Annotated in this window: 20 protein-coding genes and 1 tRNA gene; 7 read left to right on the top strand and 14 right to left on the bottom strand. The window is 42.5% G+C overall.

Annotation, left to right across the window (positions count from 1 at the left end):
- The 3 genes from ACTNBF_RS06385 to proC all read right to left on the bottom strand — a co-directional run bounded on the left by ACTNBF_RS06385 (position 1) and on the right by proC (position 2,382).
- Positions 1–858 (bottom strand): DMT family transporter, encoded by an 858-nt coding sequence (locus tag ACTNBF_RS06385; protein WP_441018365.1) that lies wholly within the window; start codon positions 856–858, stop codon positions 1–3.
- A gap of 18 nt (positions 859–876) precedes the next feature.
- The gene (locus ACTNBF_RS06380; RefSeq protein ID WP_427806948.1) at positions 877–1,461 is read right to left on the bottom strand and encodes a TetR/AcrR family transcriptional regulator; all 585 of its coding nucleotides are present in this window, start codon (positions 1,459–1,461) and stop codon (positions 877–879) included.
- A 126-nt stretch (positions 1,462–1,587) separates the two neighbouring features.
- Entirely contained in the window at positions 1,588–2,382 is a 795-nt protein-coding gene (gene proC, locus ACTNBF_RS06375; RefSeq protein ID WP_427806947.1) for a pyrroline-5-carboxylate reductase, read from the bottom strand.
- Between the two features lie 275 nt (positions 2,383–2,657).
- On the opposite strand from proC, the gene ACTNBF_RS06370 reads away from it, so the two are divergent.
- Together ACTNBF_RS06370 and ACTNBF_RS06365 are read left to right on the top strand one after the other, a co-directional pair.
- Positions 2,658–3,311: a GntR family transcriptional regulator gene (locus ACTNBF_RS06370; protein ID WP_427806946.1), complete on the top strand. Its 654-nt coding sequence runs from the start codon at positions 2,658–2,660 to the stop codon at positions 3,309–3,311.
- A gap of 104 nt (positions 3,312–3,415) precedes the next feature.
- Complete coding sequence (locus tag ACTNBF_RS06365; RefSeq protein WP_441088909.1) at positions 3,416–4,309, top strand: YitT family protein; 894 nt, start codon at positions 3,416–3,418, stop codon at positions 4,307–4,309.
- Positions 4,310–4,380: 71 nt separating this feature from the next.
- Here the strand turns inward: ACTNBF_RS06365 and ACTNBF_RS06360 are convergent, their stop codons facing one another.
- From ACTNBF_RS06360 to ACTNBF_RS06330, 7 genes are all read right to left on the bottom strand, one after another.
- Entirely contained in the window at positions 4,381–5,628 is a 1,248-nt protein-coding gene (locus tag ACTNBF_RS06360; protein WP_427806944.1) for an aminopeptidase P N-terminal domain-containing protein, read from the bottom strand.
- A 108-nt stretch (positions 5,629–5,736) separates the two neighbouring features.
- Entirely contained in the window at positions 5,737–8,112 is a 2,376-nt protein-coding gene (hypD, locus tag ACTNBF_RS06355; protein ID WP_427806943.1) for a trans-4-hydroxy-L-proline dehydratase, read from the bottom strand.
- A 4-nt stretch (positions 8,113–8,116) separates the two neighbouring features.
- Entirely contained in the window at positions 8,117–9,034 is a 918-nt protein-coding gene (locus ACTNBF_RS06350) for a trans-4-hydroxy-L-proline dehydratase activase (RefSeq protein ID WP_427806941.1), read from the bottom strand.
- Positions 9,035–9,182: 148 nt separating this feature from the next.
- The gene (locus ACTNBF_RS06345; RefSeq protein WP_441018359.1) at positions 9,183–9,530 is read right to left on the bottom strand and encodes a P-II family nitrogen regulator; all 348 of its coding nucleotides are present in this window, start codon (positions 9,528–9,530) and stop codon (positions 9,183–9,185) included.
- A 544-nt stretch (positions 9,531–10,074) separates the two neighbouring features.
- Positions 10,075–11,955 (bottom strand): hypothetical protein, encoded by a 1,881-nt coding sequence (locus ACTNBF_RS06340; RefSeq protein ID WP_441024896.1) that lies wholly within the window; start codon positions 11,953–11,955, stop codon positions 10,075–10,077.
- Complete coding sequence (locus ACTNBF_RS06335) at positions 11,940–13,508, bottom strand: tetratricopeptide repeat protein (protein ID WP_441024895.1); 1,569 nt, start codon at positions 13,506–13,508, stop codon at positions 11,940–11,942. Before ACTNBF_RS06335 ends, ACTNBF_RS06340 begins: the two co-directional genes overlap by 16 nt.
- A 369-nt stretch (positions 13,509–13,877) precedes the next feature.
- Positions 13,878–15,122, bottom strand: coding sequence for a 6-phosphofructokinase (locus ACTNBF_RS06330; protein WP_427808824.1), 1,245 nt, complete (start codon positions 15,120–15,122; stop codon positions 13,878–13,880).
- A gap of 204 nt (positions 15,123–15,326) precedes the next feature.
- Here ACTNBF_RS06330 and ACTNBF_RS06325 point away from each other — a divergent pair, with 204 nt between their 5' ends.
- From ACTNBF_RS06325 to ACTNBF_RS06315, 3 genes are all read left to right on the top strand, one after another.
- Positions 15,327–15,821 (top strand): DNA-deoxyinosine glycosylase, encoded by a 495-nt coding sequence (locus tag ACTNBF_RS06325; RefSeq protein WP_427808823.1) that lies wholly within the window; start codon positions 15,327–15,329, stop codon positions 15,819–15,821.
- A 116-nt stretch (positions 15,822–15,937) separates the two neighbouring features.
- Positions 15,938–16,011: transfer RNA gene (locus ACTNBF_RS06320), tRNA-Arg, on the top strand.
- A gap of 152 nt (positions 16,012–16,163) precedes the next feature.
- Positions 16,164–16,538 (top strand): metal-dependent transcriptional regulator, encoded by a 375-nt coding sequence (locus ACTNBF_RS06315; RefSeq protein ID WP_427820864.1) that lies wholly within the window; start codon positions 16,164–16,166, stop codon positions 16,536–16,538.
- 13 nt (positions 16,539–16,551) lie between these two features.
- On the opposite strand, the gene ACTNBF_RS06310 is transcribed toward ACTNBF_RS06315, so the two are convergent.
- The 4 genes from ACTNBF_RS06310 to ACTNBF_RS06295 all read right to left on the bottom strand — a co-directional run bounded on the left by ACTNBF_RS06310 (position 16,552) and on the right by ACTNBF_RS06295 (position 19,524).
- Positions 16,552–16,785 carry a hypothetical protein gene (locus ACTNBF_RS06310; protein WP_427808821.1) on the bottom strand — a complete coding sequence of 78 codons (234 nt, stop codon included), beginning with the start codon at positions 16,783–16,785 and terminating at the stop codon, positions 16,552–16,554.
- A gap of 128 nt (positions 16,786–16,913) precedes the next feature.
- Positions 16,914–17,831: a SufB/SufD family protein gene (locus ACTNBF_RS06305; RefSeq protein WP_441024894.1), complete on the bottom strand. Its 918-nt coding sequence runs from the start codon at positions 17,829–17,831 to the stop codon at positions 16,914–16,916.
- A gap of 2 nt (positions 17,832–17,833) precedes the next feature.
- Positions 17,834–18,559, bottom strand: coding sequence for an ABC transporter ATP-binding protein (locus ACTNBF_RS06300; RefSeq protein ID WP_427820863.1), 726 nt, complete (start codon positions 18,557–18,559; stop codon positions 17,834–17,836).
- A 188-nt stretch (positions 18,560–18,747) separates the two neighbouring features.
- The gene (locus ACTNBF_RS06295; protein WP_441019103.1) at positions 18,748–19,524 is read right to left on the bottom strand and encodes a ZIP family metal transporter; all 777 of its coding nucleotides are present in this window, start codon (positions 19,522–19,524) and stop codon (positions 18,748–18,750) included.
- Positions 19,525–19,761: 237 nt separating this feature from the next.
- Between ACTNBF_RS06295 and ACTNBF_RS06290 the strand changes: the two genes are divergently transcribed.
- Positions 19,762–20,097, top strand: a complete 336-nt coding sequence (locus ACTNBF_RS06290; RefSeq protein ID WP_441024893.1) for an LPS biosynthesis protein — start codon at positions 19,762–19,764, stop codon at positions 20,095–20,097.
- A 12-nt stretch (positions 20,098–20,109) separates the two neighbouring features.
- Positions 20,110–20,328 carry a hypothetical protein gene (locus ACTNBF_RS06285; protein WP_427820861.1) on the top strand — a complete coding sequence of 73 codons (219 nt, stop codon included), beginning with the start codon at positions 20,110–20,112 and terminating at the stop codon, positions 20,326–20,328.
- Positions 20,329–20,515: the final 187 nt, after the last annotated feature.

The raw sequence follows: 20,515 nt of genomic DNA, 5'->3' as shown, positions 1-20,515 counted from the left end.
TCATTCAGCCACTTTTTGTGTAGAATAAAAAACAACTGCAAGGATCAGAGCACCGCCTGCGATCTCCCTGATTCCGGGGATCTCTCCGAGAAAAATCAAAGCACTTACGATTCCGTAAACTGATTCCAGTCCGGAAATAATGCCGGCCGTCTGCACGCGTACCGTGCGAAGTCCATTTATAAAAAGGGAATGAGCAACGGCAGTAAACACAACGCCGAGAAGCATCAGCACACCCACATCTTTCAATGTGACTTGCGGTCTCAAAATCAACAACATCGGGAACAACACGACCGCTGCCGTTACCTGTTCATAGAACGATACGACCGTTGCCGGGTAACTCCCCGAAAACTTCCGATTCATCAACGACAGCACTGCATAAGTCACTGCACTTAAAAGTCCCCACAGAACACCCCTTGTCATCGTATTCTGAAGCGTAAATTCCGGAACGATCAGAAATACACCTGCCAGCATGACAACTGCACAGACAACATCCGATGCTTTGAGTTTCTCATGAAATACATATGGTTCCATAATTGTAACGAAAAGGGGAAATGTAGAAAATGCCAAAGTTCCAACTGCCACCGTGGAACTCTGAATCGCCTGCATGAAACTGCTCCAGTGTACCGCAAGAATCACACCGGCTGCGATCATCCACAGATAATCCGCTCGCCTCTTTAATCGGATTCTCTGTCTTCGTACCAACAAAAAGCCCCATAAAAACACCGACGAGAAAAGCACTCTTCCCAAAACAATAATAACCGCAGGGAGATCCACCAGCTTGGCAAAAAGCCCGACCACTCCGAACAAAAATACGGCCAGATGCACTGACAAAAGTCCTTTATTGTCACTTTTTTCCATGCCCTCGTTCCTTTCCGCCTATTGTTTAACCCGGAAATGCTCCATCAAAATCGGCATATATTCCTTACTGTATTCCGCAAGCGAATAGCTTCCTCTGTTCAGGCACCAGTCTGAAACAAGCGCGCGTTCACAAAGCGAATAATACTTTGTGATTTCCTGGATCGACTTTTCCCTGCTGATCTGGTTTCTCACATGCCCTTCTTCCACAATTCTGCTGATCAGGCGATAATATGTCCGGTTCTGATCCAGAAGATTACGTTCTCCTTTTGCGATCAGCTGTGTGGAATACAAAGATGCCAGAAGCGTCACATCAATCTTCGTCTCCATAAACAAATGCGACTTATAATTCAAAAACATCAGCTTATCAAAGCTGTTCATATTTTCATCAAGCTCTTCCTCCAGATTTGCATAATACTCATCCAGAATTGTCGAAAGCGTGTCCAGCAACGCATCTTTTCCAGAAAAATAATAATAAAACGATCCTTTAGAAGTATCAGATAATCGAATGATATCATCCACAGTTGTATCGTCATATCCTTTTTCATAAAACAATTCCCACGCTGCATCTACGATTCGACGCTTAACATTTTGCTTTGATGCCACTTACCTAACCTCCTCAAACTGCCTGCATCCAGCCGGCAGACGTTCTGGAACTCCAACATTTCAGAACATATATAGAAATGACCGGATGCACAAGTACACCCGGCCTCTTTCATTATTGTATCATAATTATAAGTTTTTTGCAACCTCTGCACAAGCTTCCATCGCCTCAAAAACAGCACTTCTAAGCCCTCTCTCTTCAAGAACACGAACCGCTTCAATCGTTGTTCCTCCTGGTGAGCATACCATATCTTTAAGTACACCCGGATGCTCGCCTGTCTGAAGAATCATTTTTGCACTTCCCAGCACTGCCTGTGCAGCAAATTTATACGCCTGATTTCTCGGCATTCCTTCTTTCACCGCTGCATCGGCCATTGCTTCAATAAAGATAAAGATATATGCCGGTGAGCTTCCGCTTACAGCGACAACCACATCCATAAGGTTTTCTGTAATCACTTCTGTCTTTCCAAATCCCTGAAGAATCCGACATACATAATCCAGTTCTTCCTTCGTCACATTTTTATTCGGAGTCACTCCAGTCATACCTTCCCCTACCATCGCCGGAGTATTTGGCATTGTACGGATAATTTTTACAGTATCACCAAACTGCTCTCCCAACCATTCAAGTGTCTTTCCCGGAGCAATCGTAACGATCAGCTGTTCCGGCCTTACCAGAGATTTTATTTCTCCAATCACGCTTTCATAAAACTGTGGTTTAATGGATAAGATCACAACCTCAGATTTCTCCACAACTTCCTTATTATCGTCTGTCACATGAATTCCATACTGCTCTTTCAAACGTTCTCTTCCCGGAGCAAATAAATCGGAACCAATTATTTCATCTGGTTTAAAAATATGATTCTCAATGATTCCTTTCATCATAGCTCCTGCCATGTTTCCACACCCAATAAATCCTAATTTCATACCCTTCTCCTCCTGAAATATCCTGCATACGGCTTTTGACCGCTTGTGCTTCTTTAATTCTGTTGGCTGTTTTTTGCGTTGTTTCATTGTATACAATCATTCAATTTGTATACAATTTCCTCATTTGCATACAATTTACCATTTCTTATCGCAAAAGTCAATACTGCTGCGTCACAAAAATATCCATAAGACAATTTTCTACAAAACCTTGAATTTCCCTTCTCTTTTTTATACAATATATACAATACTTTTTTTAAAAACAGAAAGGGAAAATCATGGTTGCTCCAAGAAAATCACTTGCCGATCAGGCTTATGAAAAAATCAAGAACAACATACTGAATCTCACTTATGCCCCCGGTATGACACTCACGGAATCAATGTTGACTCAGGAACTGGGCATGAGCCGTAATCCGATTCGGACTGCACTCAAAATGTTGCAGTCAGAAGGACTGATTGTGACGGATTACTACAAATCCATGCGTGTAAAAGAGATCAGTTACCAAGCCGTCACAGAAATCTATCAGATTCGTGAACTGTTCGAAGGTGCTGCTTTCAAGCTGATTTTTGACAGCGGTCGTGCAGAAGAATTCTCCTATAAAATAGAGGCCCGTGTTGTTCGCATGTGTGCTGTGGCCGCCGACCCTTTTGAATGGGAACTTGCAGATACCCAAATGCACCTGGAAATCATCAGCATTTTTGAAAACGAACGTATTACCCGTTTTTACGAATCGAATCTTGCAGAATTGGTTCGTATCGGACTCTATTCAGTCCGAAACGGTATGCAGATTGACGCTACAAATACAAATCTAAAAAAAATGATCACATATATGCGCGAGAATGATTATGAACACGCTTTCAGCATTCTCCATGATGATCACTTTACACTGGGGAAGGATAATGCACTCGAAAATCTTCTTTCCACAAGCTAGTACGAATTATTTTTCATTTTTAAAAAAGATCATTGATTTTCTCCTTACTTTTCTCTATACTCTAAATGTTAGATGAATATATTTCCAAACAAGGGGGAAACAGTATGTCATTCAATTTACCAATTTCAAAAGAGCAGCGCCATGCGATTACATCTCTTGGCACTGCTGTTTTCGGTGCTGTCATGTTTGCCTTTGGGTTGAATGTGATGATCATTCCGCTTTCATTATATAACGGCGGTTTTATGGGTATTGCACAGTTAATCCGTACCCTGCTCATCGCAATCACCGGTATTTCATTCGGGCAAACAGATATTGCCGGTATTATTTACTTTCTGCTCAACCTGCCACTCATCTATCTGGCATGGTCAAAAATGGGGAAAGGCTTTTTTGTGCGGTCCATGATCGTAATCGTAGTTCAGACTGCGGCACTTACCTTGATTCCGATTCCATCCACACCGCTCATCGAGGACTATCTGACCGCATGTATCATCGGTGGCATTATTGCAGGTGCAGGTTCCGGACTTATTCTTCGCGGAGAGAGTTCAGGCGGTGGGCAGGACATTCTGGGGATCTATATGACCCAGCGCTTTCCAGGCTTTAGTGTAGGAAAAGTAGGACTGTTGATTAACTTTTTTGTGTACAGTATCTGCTTTTTCATGTTCAACATCGAAATCGTAATCTACTCATTGATCTATGGCGTTGTGTACGCAACAGCATGTGACCACATACATATTCAGAATATCAATGTCAGCGTTATGATTTTCACTAAGAAAGCGGGTATTGCTGAAGCAATCATGGAGCAGACGCGGCGTGGTGTTACGAACTGGGATGGAGAGGGCGCATACACACATGCAGATTCCTCTATCCTGATGGTTGTCGTTTCAAAATACGAAGTCAACGAGTTGAAACGCATTGTAAAATCTATTGATCCGAACGCATTTATGATTTTCACCGAAGGATGCGATATAGACGGTAATTTCGAAAAAAGACTTACATAAGCTTGACAAAAAGGACAGTCCGATTGGAACTGTCCTTTTTTCTATGCTTCTTTTCCATCACAATTTGCAAACTAATGTCCCATGATCCCTTCAATCTGCTCGATTGTTCTCGGGATTGCATGAGAAAGATTCTCACATCCATTTTCTGTAATCAGGCAGTTATCCTCCAGACGGAAGCCGATTCCCCACTCTTCGTGATATATTCCGACATCCACACAGAATACCATGTTCGGTGCGGTCAATCTTTCTTTCGCATCTACCACATCATGTACATCGAATCCGACATGATGCGCTCCACCATGCCACATATAAGTACCGATATCTTCATAATTGCTGCACACTCCGGCCTGTTTCAACTGCTCAAAGTTGTATTTACGAACCATATTGTCTACTTCCTTCATCGGAATTCCCGGTTTCAGTGTACGGAACATATATTCAGATGTATTATATGCACACTGATACAGCAATTTCTGACGCTCAGAGAATTTTCCGTTACACGGCCATCCTCTGGAAACATCATTGATTTCATAATCCCAGACAGCGCCCACGTCATTCAGAATCATATCTCCATCCTTTGACTGTCCGCGATAGTCATAATAATGGATACAGAAGTTATTATTTCCCGCTGAGATAATAGACGGAAATCCCGGTGCAAGGACCCCTCTCTGTGCCAGCGCATAATCAAACTCTGCTTTATACTGATATTCATACATACCCGGTTTGGACGCACGCATCATGGCTTCGATTCCGGCACCGGTAATGATCTCGGCCTTTCTCATCGCTTCAATTTCACATGGCTTTTTAATCGTACGCTGACGTTTCAACTGTGGATGAATATTTTCAAGCGCAATATACGGTGCAGTTTCCTTCAGTTCTCTTGCAAGTGCAAATGCTTCATTACCCCCATCATTCTGGAAGGCTTCATCAAAGTCAAGGCATACACGTTTCACATTGCCTGAACGGATATTTTTTTCCATATCTTCTTTAAAAGTTCCCACATAACCAAACGCATGAACTCCAGATAACTCCTCCGCTTCCGCCTCTTTGATTCTTCGTCCTGTCCATCTTTCTTTCATGGCATCCGGTGGCAGAATATACAGTTTTTCTTCATATTCCCCTTCTTTGCCTGTCACTGCCATAAGAACGGTATCAGCCTGTTCAACACCTGTTAAGTACAGGAAATTACGATTTGTAAAAAACGGGTAGTCTTCATCATTTGTTTTGCGTGGTGCATGTCCCGCAAACATAATGACAAGCGACTGCGGTTCCAGACTCTTATACAATTCTTTTCTGTTTTCTTCGAAAAACTCTCTCTTCATTTTTCCATTGCCTCCTGAAGTTGTATTATAAAATGTTCGTAACTGTGCATGAAAGGGACGTAACACAATACAATGTTACGTCCCTGCCTTATGCATTTTTAATTAAGATTAATTAAAGCTCTGCTCTGTACGATTGATAATTTCATCCTGGAGCGCTTTACTCAGGTTTCTGAAATGATCACTGTATCCGGCAACACGAACGATCAGGTCTTTGTATTCCTCTGGATTCTTCTGTGCTGCGATCAGAGTCTCACGGTCGATAACATTGAACTGGATATGATGTCCATCCATATTAAAGTATGAGCGGATCAGGTTTGCCATCTGATCAAGTCCTTCTTCTCCGGCTACTACACTTGGAGTAAACTTCTGATTAAGAAGCGTTCCTCCGGTCATCAAATGATCCATCTTTGCACATGATTTGATAACTGCAGTCGGTCCATTTGTATCTGCACCCTTTTCCGGAGAGATTCCTTCTGAAACCGGAACATGAGCAAGACGTCCGTTCGCACTGGCCATCATAACATCTCCGAAGTAAACATGGCAGGTAGTCGGAAGCATGTTCACGCGATATGTTCCGCCCAGCATATTCTTTCTTCCGGTTACTTCTCCCTGATAATATCCGAATACGCTCTTCATGATATCATCTGCATAATCATCATCATTTCCGTACTTCGGTGTATGATTCTTCACCAGATTCAGAATTCTCTCATGTCCTTCAAAGTTGTCATCCAGAGCCTGCATCAATTCTTCCATGGTAAATGTCTTCTTATCGTATACATTATATTTTACAGCTGCCAGACAGTCTGTGATAGTTCCGATACCAACGCCCTGAAGATACTTGGTATTGTATCTTGCTCCGCCTGCATTGTAGTCCTTTCCTTTGGAAATACAGTCATTTGTAATAATAGAAAGGAACGGTGCCGGCATATATTCTGCGAAAATCTTTTCGATTACATTACTTCCTTCGATCTTGATATCGATGAGATACTTCATCTGCTTCTTAAATGCATCAAACAGCTCATCATATGTCTTAAAATCCGTTGCATATCCCAGCTTTAATCCAAGCTGTTTGCCGCTCATCTTATCAAATCCGTTGTTCAGTGTCAGTTCAAATACTTTCGGAATATTGAAATATCCGGTCAGGATATATGCTTCATTTCCAAACGCTCCGGTCTCAACACACCCGCTGGTACCACCGCGTCTTGCATCCTCCAGCGACTTTCCTGCATTCAGGAGCTCCTGAATAATTGCTTCCGTATTATAGAATGCCGGCTGTCCCCATCCTTTACGAGAAATCTCACATGCTCTCTTAAGGAATTTCTGTGGCGTCTTGCGGCTGATCTGAACATTGGAGCTTGGCTGAAGCAGTTTCATTTCATCCATGCAGTCCAGAATCAAATAACTTACATCATTTACACCGTTCTCTCCGTCCGGCGTAATCCCACCTGTATTAATATTTGCGAAATCAGTATAGGTGGAGCTCTCTTTCAAAGTAATTCCAACTTTCGGCGGTGCCGGCTGATTATTAAATTTCACCCACAGACATTCCAGAAGTTCCAGTGCTTTCTTTTCATCCAGAATTCCTGCCTCTGTATCCTTTACATAGAATGGATTCAGGTGCTGATCAAGACGTCCCGGCGAATAAGCATCCCATGGATTTAACTCTGTAGTAACTCCCAGATGAACGAACCAGTACATCTGAATTGCCTGCCAGAATGTCTCCGGTTTGTGTGCCGGAACAACATCACAGTTTGCTGCAATCTGAAGCAATTCTGCTTTTCTCTGTTCATCCGTCTCTTTTTCTGCCAGTTCTCTTGCATATGCCGCATAACGTTCACCAAGTTTCATAATGGCATCACATGCTTTAGACATACCGCGAAGCTGGTTTCTCTTATCAAATGCTTCCGGATCATTCTGGAAATCCAGTGCCTCGATAGACTTCTGAATATCTTCTTTATAATCAAGGAATCCTTTTTCATAGATCTTCACAGATCCTACCGTATGTCCCGGTCCTCTCTGCTCCATGAATTCTGTAAAGATACCTGCTTCGTAACAATCCTTCCACTCCGGTGTCATATTTGCAATGATCTTGGAACGGGTAGAACGGTTATCCCAATACGGAATAACAACTTTCTCCTGATAGTCATAATCTTCTTCCTTTACAGAAAAATTGATCAGTTCACGATCATTCATTACATGCATATCTTCTACAGTATGGCAGCAAAGCTCCGGAAATGTCGGTGCCGCCTGCGGGCTGTCACCTTTCTCACCAACAATTAATTCTCCTTCTCCAATGTAAAGAGTCTTGGTTGAGAAATAGTCATAGAGAACCTGTCCACGAAGTTCCGGAATAGACAGCTGTCCTTCATATTTCTTATAAGTCTCCGTTTCACTCTTTGCACGTTCCAGGTCAATGTGCGGCTGAGTGCTCACACTCAATTCACGAAGTGCCTGAACTCTTGCATTCATACCTCTTTTTTCCATAGCTTTACCCTCCTATTTTTGTGTTTTGAAATCCTGCTTTTTTAAACAGTTCTGTAAAATGTTCCATTTCTTCCTTGGCAGGTGTCTGTAGTGCTTCCCCCGGATAATCCGTCTCCAGCCGTCCGTACTTACTGCTTCCAGTATTATGGTAAGGCAGGAGGTTCACCTGCGCCACCTGTATATGATGAGCTTTCAGCCAGTCGATGACCGCCTGCATACTCGCATCATCTGCATTTACCCCCTTGATTGTAGGAATACGAATATAGATTTTTGCTTTCCGTGCCGGATCAGCGCTCAGTTTTTCAAGATTCTCCAGAATCAGCTGATTGCTGACTCCGATATATTTCTGATGTACTTCATCGTCCATCACTTTTATATCATAGAGAAACGTATTGATATATGGAAGAATCTTTTCAAAATTCTCATAAGGCGCATAGCCGCATGTATCAATCGTAACCGTGATTCCATGCCGATCCAATTCCTTTACAAGCGGAAGAATATAGTCCATATCCATGCACATCACTTCTCCGCCGGACAGGGTTACTCCTCCTCCAGATTCTTCATAGAACATTTCATCTTTCTTCAGCTCTTTTACGAGCTCTTTTATCGCATATTCCTTTCCCGCGACTTCCCGGATGTTAGCCAGGCAATACTCTGTACATTTTCCACAACCATCGCATTTATTGTGATCAGTAACCGCTTTACCGTCCTCTATCCGAATCGCTCCATTCGGGCAGGCCTGCACGCAGGCTCCGCATCCGGTACATTTCTCCCGATTCGTCAGAATCTGTTTCTTAAAATTCTGTGTTTCCGGATTGTGGCACCATGCACATTTAAGCGGGCAACCTTTAAAAAAAACACTGGTTCGAATTCCATCTCCGTCATGTATGGAATACTTTTGTATATTCGTAATTAACGTCATAAGTTCTATCTCCCTTGAACGCTTTAGACCATTGTTTGAACTTTAGTCTAATTTTACCATTCTTCCCTATTGCTGTCAATAGCTTTTCACGTTTAAAGGAGGCATACGCAAAACCGCATACCTCCTTTATGAGTAGTATATCAAAATTTTACAAAGCGTCTTTTCCTCGTTCGCCGGTCCTGATACGAACAATATCTGCCACATCTGTAATGAAAATCTTTCCATCTCCATACACACCTGTTCGTATTTCCCGACAAACCTTTCGAATAATCGGTTCAGATTCCTCTGCAGTAACAACACATTCCACCTTCAGTTTCGGGATTGTATTGCCCGACTTGGGCATCACTCCACGCCACATGTGCTGATCTGTGACTCCCTTCTGATTACCATATCCCATAATATTCGTAATCATAATTCCATGATATTCGCATACTTCCAGCAATTCTCGTAAATCATCCAATTTACCTGGTCTGATGATAATTTCTATTTTTTTCATTTCTCCTCTCCTATGCTCTACCTGCCCTTTGCCAGCAATACGACTGCTCCGGACAGTATATTTAGAAAACACAAAAGCGCACTACATGTTACTGTAATGCGCCCTTACATTTCCGTCAGATAAAATTTAGAGTCCCGGGATAAAAACAAAGGCATTGCACGATGAATGCAACGCCTTTGTTCGCTTCGTTCTTTATGAACTTGTGATTATTCTACCCTAAAGTACACGTCTGGTCAATCCCGAAATATTTCCTAAATTTGGCTGACATCTTTTCATAATATGGTCCTTTTTCACAATTTTATGCACAAACACCTCTTTTTAATGCATTTTATCCATGTTCACAATTTGTTCATTTATCTTTCAAAATTCTTTCATTTGTTAATCATTCTTTCTTCACATCTCTTCTGTATACTAAAACCATCAAATAAATGAAATGCATAAAGACGATAAGAAGTAATCATACTATTGAGATAAACTTTTTCATAATACATGCCGGGAACTGCGTAAGCGGTTACCCGGCATCCTCCCTTTTTCAGGCCTTTATTCACTTCCTTTTTTTCCAAAACAGCAGTAATATTATTCCGCCCATCATAACGAAGCAAGCAGCAAAGATTCCTGTTGATTCATTCTTCCGCATTCCATCTTCAATTTTCTCTTCATCCGATTTCTTTCTTTCCAATGCTTTCTTTATCGGCCATACTACATCCTTAAACGAATTTTCCTGCTTCATAATCTCCAGATTGACCGTTCTTTGGATATAATTTCCGGCAATATCCTGTGCTTCAATCACAATTTCATATGTTTTTTCTGCACAGAGTCCAAGCTGTACATTTTTATGTGATGTAAGCATCTGCGATTTTCCATTGATCATGACGTTCTGAATCCAATCCCTGTATTTCTCCGGATAAATCTCTATTTTGATGCTTTGATCAAATTGGCTTCCGCTTTCAATTTCTTCCTTTGTATCGGCATTTCTAATGATAATTCTGGGCGAAGTCCGGTCAATTTCAAATTCTGCACATTCTTCTGCTTCATTCCCGGCTGCATCCACCGCTTTGATTACAAATCTGTGGATTCCTTCCCGCCAAATCCGTTCTCCCGAATGATACAACATTCCATCCAATTCCATTTTGCAGGTATATGTTGTGAAATCCAGTATTTGCGACTTTTCGTCAAAGCTCCAGACAAATTCTTTCATACATTTTCCATCAATATCAGACAAAACCGGAAGTTCCGGCGGCGTACTGTCAACTGCAAATGTCCTCCGCATCGAATTGGTATTCCCTGCCATATCAACAGCTTCTATCTGAATTATGTAAATTCCTTCCTTCTCACAAAGCAGCTCTGCTTCCATTCCCTCTTTTTCATTCCAGTTGTCCACCTGAAGGGTTTCTTTCTCTCCTGCGGGATTTTCTCTTTCTACATATGCTGTGAGCTTTTGCATCAGATTTTCCTCACATGCTTGAAATTTTAATGTAACTGGGCGATCAGAGACTGCATAATTTTCCACTCCTTCGATCCGAAGCAGCGGAGCGTGAGTGTCAATCCGTATTTCAAAAGAAACTGCATTTTTATTTCCGGCAAAATCCTCCGCTTCGGCAGTAACAACAATGCCTTTTCCCTGTTTTGCCTCCTCTCTTACTTGAAAATTCAGGTGCTCTTTATCGTCGGAAATATATTTCTTTCCGTTTGCACTTCCTTCAAAATCAGCCACCTTGCTAAAATCATCGCCGCACTGCATCTCCACTGCAACCGATGCCAGATACCATATCCCGGTTTTCACGGGCTTAATGATCCGAATCTTCGGAGGGATTGAATCTACCTTCCACTCCCATACTTTCTTCCAGCTTTCCAAATCTTCTTCCGGATTCTGGGGTTCATTCGGACTTTCTCCATTCATAGTCGTATCGGTTTCTTCTTCATTTTCTGTATCGCACTCAGATTCCTGTTTGAAAGTTTCTTCTGTCTTCAGATCATATGAATATTCATCCGCTTCTCCCATCCCCGGTTTTTCCTCTTCTTTTCTGTCCGGATCAGCTTCTTCCTTCTCAGCTTCGTCTCCTCTCTCTTCTCTGATCAGTTCCGTTTCCAGTTTATAAACGCCGTCACCCGATTCTATATTCCAGACTTTTTCCTTGTTTTCCAGATTCAATTCGCCTTCTTCGATTGTCCCGTCCGCATAATAGAACTTGTATTTTGTCACGAACCCTTCATCCTGATGGAGAATCCGTATTTTCGGTAATTTGTGATAATATCCATTCTTTCCGTCCGGCTCATCATATTGAACCTGATAGCCTTTTATCACCGGAGTTTCTCCCGGAAGCTCCTCTTTTTCATTTTCCAATATGCCTGCATACACATATTGGCTTACGAACGCCATAGCCACGATTAGGAAAGCCATTCCTGCCTTTATTTTCCCACCCATACTTCTTCTCCTTTCATTGTAATTTCGTATTGTTTCTGCAATTTTTGAAATTCTATATTTGTCGTCAGATTCGGCAGGGTATCCACCGCTTTTTTTACAAGTTGGGCACATACCTGACGCTCGATTCCCGCATCTTTCAGATGCTTTTCCAGATATGCCAGCCATAATTTTTCAGAGTCGGGAATACGTTCCATGGACTCGCGGCATATCGCCCAGGATTGTTCCAGATTTCCTTCTTCCTCATAGAGTTTTTCCAAACGCAGGTAAATTTCTTCCAATCCTTCCCTGCTGTCTTCCAACTCTTTCACCCTCTCATATTCTGCAGCTGCTTTTTCGTTTTCTCCTTCCGTTTCATACGCTTTTGCCAGATACTTTCTGAGTGTTTTTTCCTGCTCACGATTTGTTTCATTCCACAGAACTTCCTGTTCCATTTCTTCTCCCAACCACATGGCTTCGTCCCAGGCTTCCTGTGTCCCCAGCATCCCATATGTCATCATAAAAGGAATTTTATACCAGTATTCTTTTCCTCGGATCCACACTCCGTTTTCTTGTTCTTTCAATAATTTTCTTCCCGTTTCCAATGTATCTGCCAATTCATTTTTCACAAAATTCTCCGATCCGCCTTTTTGTATATATTCAAAAATCGTCAGATATATCCCGGCAAATGGCAGCTGTTCCGAAGCTTTTTCGAGACATTTTCTCCCTTGTTCAAAATTATTCATCTCGACACAATATATAATGCCAAGTTCAAGGTAAGCTCTTCCCTCCTCTTCCGTGTCCTTCTCCTGATCCATCGTAATATTCTTCTCTGATGGACTGTCCTCTTTTTCCCCGGACGCAGCTTCCGAGTTCACCATTTTCTGCTGCTCCTTTTCCCAAATCACTCCTGCGGTCACCAGTATGACAAGTGCGGCACACACGAAGGCTTTCCGCCTCATCCCTCTTCCATTTCTCTTTCTTTGCGTCGTATTCTCTCTCTTTCCTGTATTTCCAAATGGAGCAAGCATCCGCAGATCGGTCTGTATTTCTGCCATCATACGGATTCCGTCCTTTTTCCCGGAAAGACATTTTTCAATTATTTTTCTTATCAGACGTTTTTCACGCCTGGTACACAGTTCTGTCAGATGACATTTCTCCAGCATAAACTGATATGTTTTTCCAAGTCCGTAACAGTCATCTTCCAACTCCGCATTCTGCGTCAATATATGCTCCTCTTTTACGAACAGCATCCGCACTTTTTTCTTCTGCATTCTGCGAATCTGATCTTCATTTCCCGGATCCATAATATCCAGAAGCATGATTTCGGAGTCTTCCCCGATAATCACAGCATATGGATTCACAAAGCCATATGCCTTTCCATTCTCCCATTTATAATACTGCTCCAGTCGCTGTGCGATCTCTGCCATCCAGTGCCACAGACATTCTCTCGAAACAGGATACTCTTCCTTCACATATTGCATGATGGAAATCCCCTTCACATAGTCACTGATCATATGGCAATAGCCATTTTGCTCCAGAAACCGGAACACTGCATATTCCGATCTTTCTGCCACGATATCCCTCCCGCTTTCTATTATTTTCGCTTTGGATTCTTACCTGAAATTAAAATTGAAATACTGTTACTTAGAAGTTCTCATGAAATAGAGAATTGAATTAGAGTGATTCATATATTAACCGCTTTCCTTGGAATTTGCAACAGAAAAATGAAGGTAATGTTTCACAAAATTTCTGTCCTATTTTGTCGAGAAAGATCCCTTTCACCTATTTATCTTCCCTTAGCTACGCCGTTTTTCTGCTTTGTGAAATCTGCTGCCCGCACCCAAATCAAGCAAAAATTCTTCTTACTGACCCAGAGAAAAAAGACGTACCCAAATGGATACGTCTTTCATATAATTATTTCAAAAAATCAACGTGTCAGTGCACTAACCCATTAAATGCCCCGGTTTGTAAAGGTGTCTCGGAATACCATCAACCATAACCGGAGAAACATCTCCCTGGATCAGAGGTCTTACATAAGTAACGAAATCTTCTGTTACGTAGGTTCCCTCTTCGTTTACCCATTCTCTCGGTACCAGACGTTCGTCGTTGGCAATCTTATGCACATCTTTCACCTCTGTTCCACACTGATACGGATCGTCAGAATGACGTACCAGTACAACCATCTTTCCGCTGTCGCCTTCGTCAGCAGCCTTAACTGCGGCACCACCTACCTGATAAGCTTCCAGAATATCTACACGGGAACTGCAGTGAGATGCTGAACGCTGCAGCGTGCTGAGCTCAATTGCACGAGTCTTGCATCCGACCTCTGCTGCTACATAATTTGCCAGATAGGATGCGGTTCCTGTCAGCTGTTTGTGACCAAATGCATCAACGAAATCAGCACTCTGTCCTAATTCGCATACATAGCGTCCATCTGCAAGTTTGATTCCTTCTGATACAGCTACTACAACAGATGTCTTTGTCTCCAGAAGTTTGTGGATACGAGCCATAAAATCGTCCAGATCGAATGTTAATTCCGGAAGATAGATCATATCCGGTCCCTGACAGTCTTCCCCCTGTGCAAGTGCAGCGGCTCCTGTCAACCATCCTGCGTTACGTCCCATGATCTCAACGATCGTAACAAGTCCCTTGCTGTATTCCAGGCAGAAACTGTCGCGAATGATCTCTTTTACAGATGTTCCGATGTATTTTGCGGCACTTCCGAATCCCGGTGTATGGTCTGTCAGAGCGAGATCATTGTCAATGGTCTTCGGGCAGCCGATGAATTTCTGCGGATGTCCTTTGATAATCGCATAATCAGACAGTTTCTTGATCGTATCCATGGAATCATTTCCACCGATATAAATAAATGCTTCAATATCCAGCTTGTACAAGATTTCAAAAATCTTGTCATATAAAGCCATATTCTCATGAATTTCCGGCAATTTGTAACGGCATGACCCAAGATATGCAGCCGGTGTTCTCTTTAAAAGTTCAGCATCAAGTTCGTTTGTAATATGTTCAGAAAGATCAATATATTTCTCCTCTAATAATCCCTGGATACCATGAAGCATACCATAAACCTTATTCGCTCCACGGTCTTTTGCTGTACGGTAAACACCCGCCAGACTTGAGTTGATTGCTGCAGTAGGCCCCCCTGACTGTCCTACGATTACATTTCCTTTCATAAATAGCTACCTCCGTTTAGTATACATTTACTGTCAATATCCCTATTTTAGTGCATTGTGACGATTTTGTCCAGTGAAAACGTTATAATTTTGACAGTTTATCGAATTTATTTGCATTTCTGTCGAAATTTATGCTATGCTATGATCGTATAAAACGCCGTCAGGCAATCACCAGACAATACCGAAAGGAGAATGAATGTAACTATGTCAGAACAACATTACGTCCGGCATGAAATTGATCCGATATATGATTCAAATTCCCGGATCCTAATTCTTGGGAGTTTTCCTTCCGTCAAATCCCGTGAAAGCAACTTTTTCTACGGACATCCCCAGAATCGTTTCTGGCGATTACTCTCTGCTCTTTTTGAATGCCCGCTTCCACAGACAACAGAAGAGAAAAAAGTTCTTCTGCTTTCCAACCGAATTGCGATCTGGGATGTGATCGCCTCCTGTGAGATTACCGGTTCTTCTGACAGCAGCATTAGAAATGTCGTTCCGGCTGATCTGTGTCGCATAACCGACACTTCGCCTATCGAAAAAATCTTTACAAACGGTGGTACTGCAGATAAACTCTACCGGAAATACTGCCGTCCTCAGACACAGATGGATGCCATCCGGCTGCCTTCCACCAGCCCGGCAAATGCGGCATGGTCATTTGAGCGCCTGCTCACAGAATGGGAACAAATCCGGATCCAGTAACAGCGGCACAAATAGCAATAAATTTTTTGATTAATTTTTTTATTTTTTCGCTTGACAATCTGTATTTCCTGATATATAATATGTTTTGTTGTGAAGCAGTGATGTTTTACAAGGATGTGCGCTTAGCTCAGCTGGATAGAGCGTTTGGCTACGGACCAAAAGGTCGGGGGTTCGAATCCTCTAGCGCACGTTATTCAATCCCTTACAGTAATGTAAGGGATTTTTTGTTATCCTGCAGTTATGACTCGGCCACGTCGGAAAGTTCAATTGTAATTTCCTTGTAAATGTGATATTCTTTTATATAATACAGTCGTCCATGATTTATTGATAGGAGAAATAACTATGAAAATACAAGAATCTGCTGAAAATTACCTGGAAACCATCCTGATCATTGGAAATCGTCAGGGCTATGTCCGCTCCATCGACATTGCAAATGAACTCGGTTTTTCCAAGCCAAGTGTCAGTGTCGCCATGAAGAATCTTCGGCTGAATGGATATATTATCGTTGATGCAAATGGACATATCACTTTATCAGATACAGGACGGGAAGTGGCCGAAACGATCTATGAGCGCCACACGCTACTGACAAGCTGGCTCGTTAGCCTTGGGGTGGATGAGAAGATTGCAGCCGAGGATGCCTGCCGTATGGAACACGTAATCAGCGCTCCCAGTTTTGATGCTATCAGAAAGCATGTCAAAAATCACCAGAAGAAATAAATACTGCGCAGATTCAATCTGCGCAGATATATGGTGCAATTTCTTTTACAAGTTCACCTGCACGCGGTGAATAAATACGAAGTTTAGCTTTTTTCCCAAGTCCCATTCCCAAAACGCACAATACGGATTTCGCGTCAATTGCAAAAGATCCAAGATCCATTCTTATATCACCAAAATATTTGGAGACTTTCGCCGTAAAATCAACTGCGTCTTGTTCAGTCTGAAGAAAAACACTTTGTTCAATCATCCTATGCGCCTCCATTCATAAAAAAGTATAAAAAGCAACAGAACCATTCAGCTCCATTGCTTTTCAAGAATTATATCACCTTTTTTCGACAGATACAAGAAAATAGTTTTTAAGATTTTGTAAAGTTTTTATTTCAAAAATCCATTTACGATTTCTTCTTCTGCCTCTTTTTCTGTGAGCCCCAGAGTCATCAGCTTGATGATCTGTTCCCCTGCTATTTTACCGATCGCTGCCTCATGGATCAAGGCTGCATCCGGATTATTTGCAGTAATCTCTGGAATCGCACTGATATTTGCATTGTCCATGATAATAGCGTCACATTCTGTATGACCGCTGCATTTTGCGTTGCCGTTGATCACGGATTTGAATATCTGAACCGAATTATCTCTTGCAACCGCACGGGAAATGATATTCGCGCTGGAATCCACTCCGTTCAGATCTACATCGAATTTACTCTCCGCCCTCTGATTTCCATGCGTCATCAGTCTCTCTGTGACAACCAGTTTTGCGCCTTTTTTAAGACTTGCCTTCGTCGTGCGAACCGTAGAATCTACACCTTTGATCTGGACCATTTCCATTTCCATCTCACTGTTTTCATCGAGATCCACTTCCGTCTGCGGATTCATGATACGTTCTCCTTTGCCGTCTCCGCTTCCATAGTGTTTCTCAACATATTTCACATGTGCATTCTTTCCGACAAAGAAACGATGGATTCCATCATGACGGCTGGCTGCATCTCCGCCGTTATGGATTCCGCAGCCTGCAACAATCACGACATCGCAGTCATCTCCGATATAAAAATCATTATAAACCATTTCCTCAAGTCCGCTCTGGCTGAGAAGCACCGGAATGTGCACGCTCTCTTTCTTCGTTCCGGCCTTGATCTTAATATCGATGCCGGAAACATCCGTTTTCGAAACAATGTCAATGTTGGCTGTCGTATTTCTGGCTGCACTCTCACCGTTTGCACGGATATTGTATGCTCCTGCCGGGATTTCATGAAGCCCGGCTACAGCTTCCAAAAGTTCTTTCTGTATGCTGTCCATGCCTATCTCCTCCCATCACATACATTTACTGCACTGGAGCTTCCCAGAAGCTTCGGCAGGATCTCTTCTTTGACTCCATGATCTGTTACCTCGCCATCACCGATGACCAGAATCTCATCTGCAATATTCAGGATCCTCTCCTGATGGGAAATGATCAGAATCGAACCGTGAATCTCCCGATGCATCTTCTCAAATACCTGAATCAGATTCTGAAAACTCCATAGATCAATACCGGCTTCCGGTTCATCAAACACGGACAGCTTGGTACCTCTTGCTAAGACCGTTGCGATCTCGATTCTTTTCAGTTCCCCTCCGGAAAGGCTGGCATTCACTTCACGATTAATATAATCCTTTGCGCAGAGTCCCACCTGCGATAAATATTCACAGGCGCCGCTGATTGAGATTTCTTCCCCTTTTGCGAGTCGGATCAAATCCAGAACCGTTATCCCCTTAAATCGTACCGGCTGCTGAAATGCATAACTGATTCCCATTCTCGCACGATCCGTAATACTCATCTCTGTGATATCCTGCCCATCCCAAAGAATCTGACCTGATGTCGGCTTCTGAATTCCTGCGATCAGCTTCGCAAGTGTAGATTTGCCTCCCCCGTTCGGTCCGGTAATGACTGTAAATTTCCCATCGGGAATCACAAAACTGATATCCTTTATAATCTCTTTATCCACACCGTCCTCCGGCACTTCAAAAGATATGTGCTTTAATTCTAACATGGTGTTTCCTCCGTTTTTAATATCGCATGTTCACACATTCCCCTGCTGTCGCTGACCGCTCGCCTTTCGGTCATAACAACCGATTCCATGCTGTGCTAGTCATCATCGTACCAATAATTTCCGGATTTTACAAGCTTTATTAGCATTTCTGCCACTATGTGCGTAAAAAAATCCATTCGAAAACCATTTTACCCAAGTGCAACATCCAAAATCATCATCAATACAAATCCGATTGCAAAACCTACCGTTGCGATATTCGAATGTTCTCCCTCCGATGCCTCCGGAATCAACTCTTCTACTACTACATACAGCATTGCTCCCGCCGCAAAGGCCAAAAGATACGGAAGAACCGGTTCAATATATGAAGCCAGCCAGATTGTCAGCAGAGCACCCAAAGGTTCCACGATTCCGGACGCAGCTCCATAGAGGAACGCCTTACCGCGGCTGATTCCCGTACCTTTCAGCGGCATGGAAATAATGGCACCCTCCGGGAAATTCTGGATTGCAATCCCGATTGCAAGTGCAAATGCTCCCGCCAGCGTGATCCCGGCACTTCCCTCCAGCATCCCGGCAAACACAACACCAACCGCCATACCTTCCGGAAAATTATGAAGTGTCACGGCAAAAATCAACATCATTGATTTCGAAAGACTACTGTGCGCCCCTTCCGGCTCATCACTTCCCAGATGCAAATGCGGTATCACCCGATCCATCAAAAGCAAAAATGCCATTCCCAGAAGCAATCCGACCGCAGCCGGAATGAACGCAAGTCTTCCCATTCCTTCTGACATATTCATGGCCGGAATCAGAAGCGACCACACCGAAGCAGCCACCATGACACCTGACGCAAATCCCAGCAGAATCTTCTGCAAAAGCGGCTTCATTTCATGTTTCAAGAAAAATACACAGGCAGATCCCAGCGCCGTACCAACAAACGGAATCATAATTCCTATCAATAAGTTCATAACTTTTTTCCTCCATCTTTTTTTACGTCACTCAAAGATGCCGGGAGTGAGAACTTCTCACCCTGACAACATTCTATGATTATACCACAGAAATGATGAATGGGGAATAATGGCTTGCGTTATCTTATTGCTCTTTACATATCTGATTATAAAAGATTTACAAGCCTTCCTGCCCGTGATAAAATACATTCGTATACCAGTCACTATTCACCAGATATATATTTCTTGGAGTACAATATGAAAATCGAAGGAAATGAAACAGAAATAAAAGCAATGCAAGAATTTCACAAAGGGAACCGTGCAGAAGGTCTTCGGATTCAAGAAGAATTTGCCAGTGCATTCCGGGAAGAATACAAGAATAAAGATCACTGCCCTTGTAAAAAAGCATGCAGATATCACGGAAATTGTAAAGAGTGCGTTGCGATCCATCGGGCTCATCAGGAACATGTTCCTAACTGTATGCGGCCTATTATCAATGCTAAGATCAAAATTTTATCCGAACTCACCGAACATACGATTGCAAATGAAATCGAAGCGCCACATGAAATATTAAGAAAAGCTTCCCAAGAATAAGGAGAACATACCATGTTTATAAATGAAGATACCACCTACAATGATATTCGTGAACGATCACTTTTACAATGGCTTGATGAAATGGAACACCACGAGGATGTTGCCGTTCGGGGTGGCGTGAAGCTCTGCCGGGAATATATCCAGTATCTCAAGCAAAGAAATACAAAGCTGGAAGAAGAAAATGAACTCAAAAGTACCTATCTGAAAAAATATTCCAAACGGAACCTCTAAGATATTTGAATCGTCTCGATTTTCTTTACGAATAAGATTTCTCCATCAATTTGTGCTACAAAGGTTTAAGTAAATAACTAAGACTTCCCATACCCAAAATGGGCTTCGTACCTTGAAAACTCAATATTTCAGCTAACAAAATAGCGATTTATGCTTTAGCTGCCCACGAATCAAGTGCATTTTGCAG

The sequence above is a fragment of the Bariatricus sp. HCP28S3_A4 genome, from assembly GCF_052066395.1.
In the GTDB taxonomy this organism is placed as follows: domain Bacteria; phylum Bacillota; class Clostridia; order Lachnospirales; family Lachnospiraceae; genus Allocoprococcus.
This window is presented reverse-complemented; position numbering and strand designations above follow the sequence as displayed.

Bases quoted from the DNA above. Each gene is read 5' to 3' on its own strand.
- ACTNBF_RS06385 (WP_441018365.1), bottom strand. From the start codon at position 858: ATGGAAAAAAGTGACAATAAAGGACTTTTGTCAGTGCATCTGGCCGTA.
- proC (WP_427806947.1), bottom strand. From the start codon at position 2,382: ATGAAATTAGGATTTATTGGGTGTGGAAACATGGCAGGAGCTATGATG.
- ACTNBF_RS06370 (WP_427806946.1), top strand. From the start codon at position 2,658: ATGGTTGCTCCAAGAAAATCACTTGCCGATCAGGCTTATGAAAAAATC.
- ACTNBF_RS06365 (WP_441088909.1), top strand. From the start codon at position 3,416: ATGTCATTCAATTTACCAATTTCAAAAGAGCAGCGCCATGCGATTACA.
- ACTNBF_RS06360 (WP_427806944.1), bottom strand. From the start codon at position 5,628: ATGAAGAGAGAGTTTTTCGAAGAAAACAGAAAAGAATTGTATAAGAGT.
- hypD (WP_427806943.1), bottom strand. From the start codon at position 8,112: ATGGAAAAAAGAGGTATGAATGCAAGAGTTCAGGCACTTCGTGAATTG.
- ACTNBF_RS06350 (WP_427806941.1), bottom strand. From the start codon at position 9,034: ATGACGTTAATTACGAATATACAAAAGTATTCCATACATGACGGAGAT.
- ACTNBF_RS06345 (WP_441018359.1), bottom strand. From the start codon at position 9,530: ATGAAAAAAATAGAAATTATCATCAGACCAGGTAAATTGGATGATTTA.
- ACTNBF_RS06340 (WP_441024896.1), bottom strand. From the start codon at position 11,955: ATGGGTGGGAAAATAAAGGCAGGAATGGCTTTCCTAATCGTGGCTATG.
- ACTNBF_RS06330 (WP_427808824.1), bottom strand. From the start codon at position 15,122: ATGAAAGGAAATGTAATCGTAGGACAGTCAGGGGGGCCTACTGCAGCA.
- ACTNBF_RS06325 (WP_427808823.1), top strand. From the start codon at position 15,327: ATGTCAGAACAACATTACGTCCGGCATGAAATTGATCCGATATATGAT.
- ACTNBF_RS06315 (WP_427820864.1), top strand. From the start codon at position 16,164: ATGAAAATACAAGAATCTGCTGAAAATTACCTGGAAACCATCCTGATC.
- ACTNBF_RS06310 (WP_427808821.1), bottom strand. From the start codon at position 16,785: ATGATTGAACAAAGTGTTTTTCTTCAGACTGAACAAGACGCAGTTGAT.
- ACTNBF_RS06305 (WP_441024894.1), bottom strand. From the start codon at position 17,831: ATGGACAGCATACAGAAAGAACTTTTGGAAGCTGTAGCCGGGCTTCAT.
- ACTNBF_RS06300 (WP_427820863.1), bottom strand. From the start codon at position 18,559: ATGTTAGAATTAAAGCACATATCTTTTGAAGTGCCGGAGGACGGTGTG.
- ACTNBF_RS06295 (WP_441019103.1), bottom strand. From the start codon at position 19,524: ATGAACTTATTGATAGGAATTATGATTCCGTTTGTTGGTACGGCGCTG.
- ACTNBF_RS06290 (WP_441024893.1), top strand. From the start codon at position 19,762: ATGAAAATCGAAGGAAATGAAACAGAAATAAAAGCAATGCAAGAATTT.
- ACTNBF_RS06285 (WP_427820861.1), top strand. From the start codon at position 20,110: ATGTTTATAAATGAAGATACCACCTACAATGATATTCGTGAACGATCA.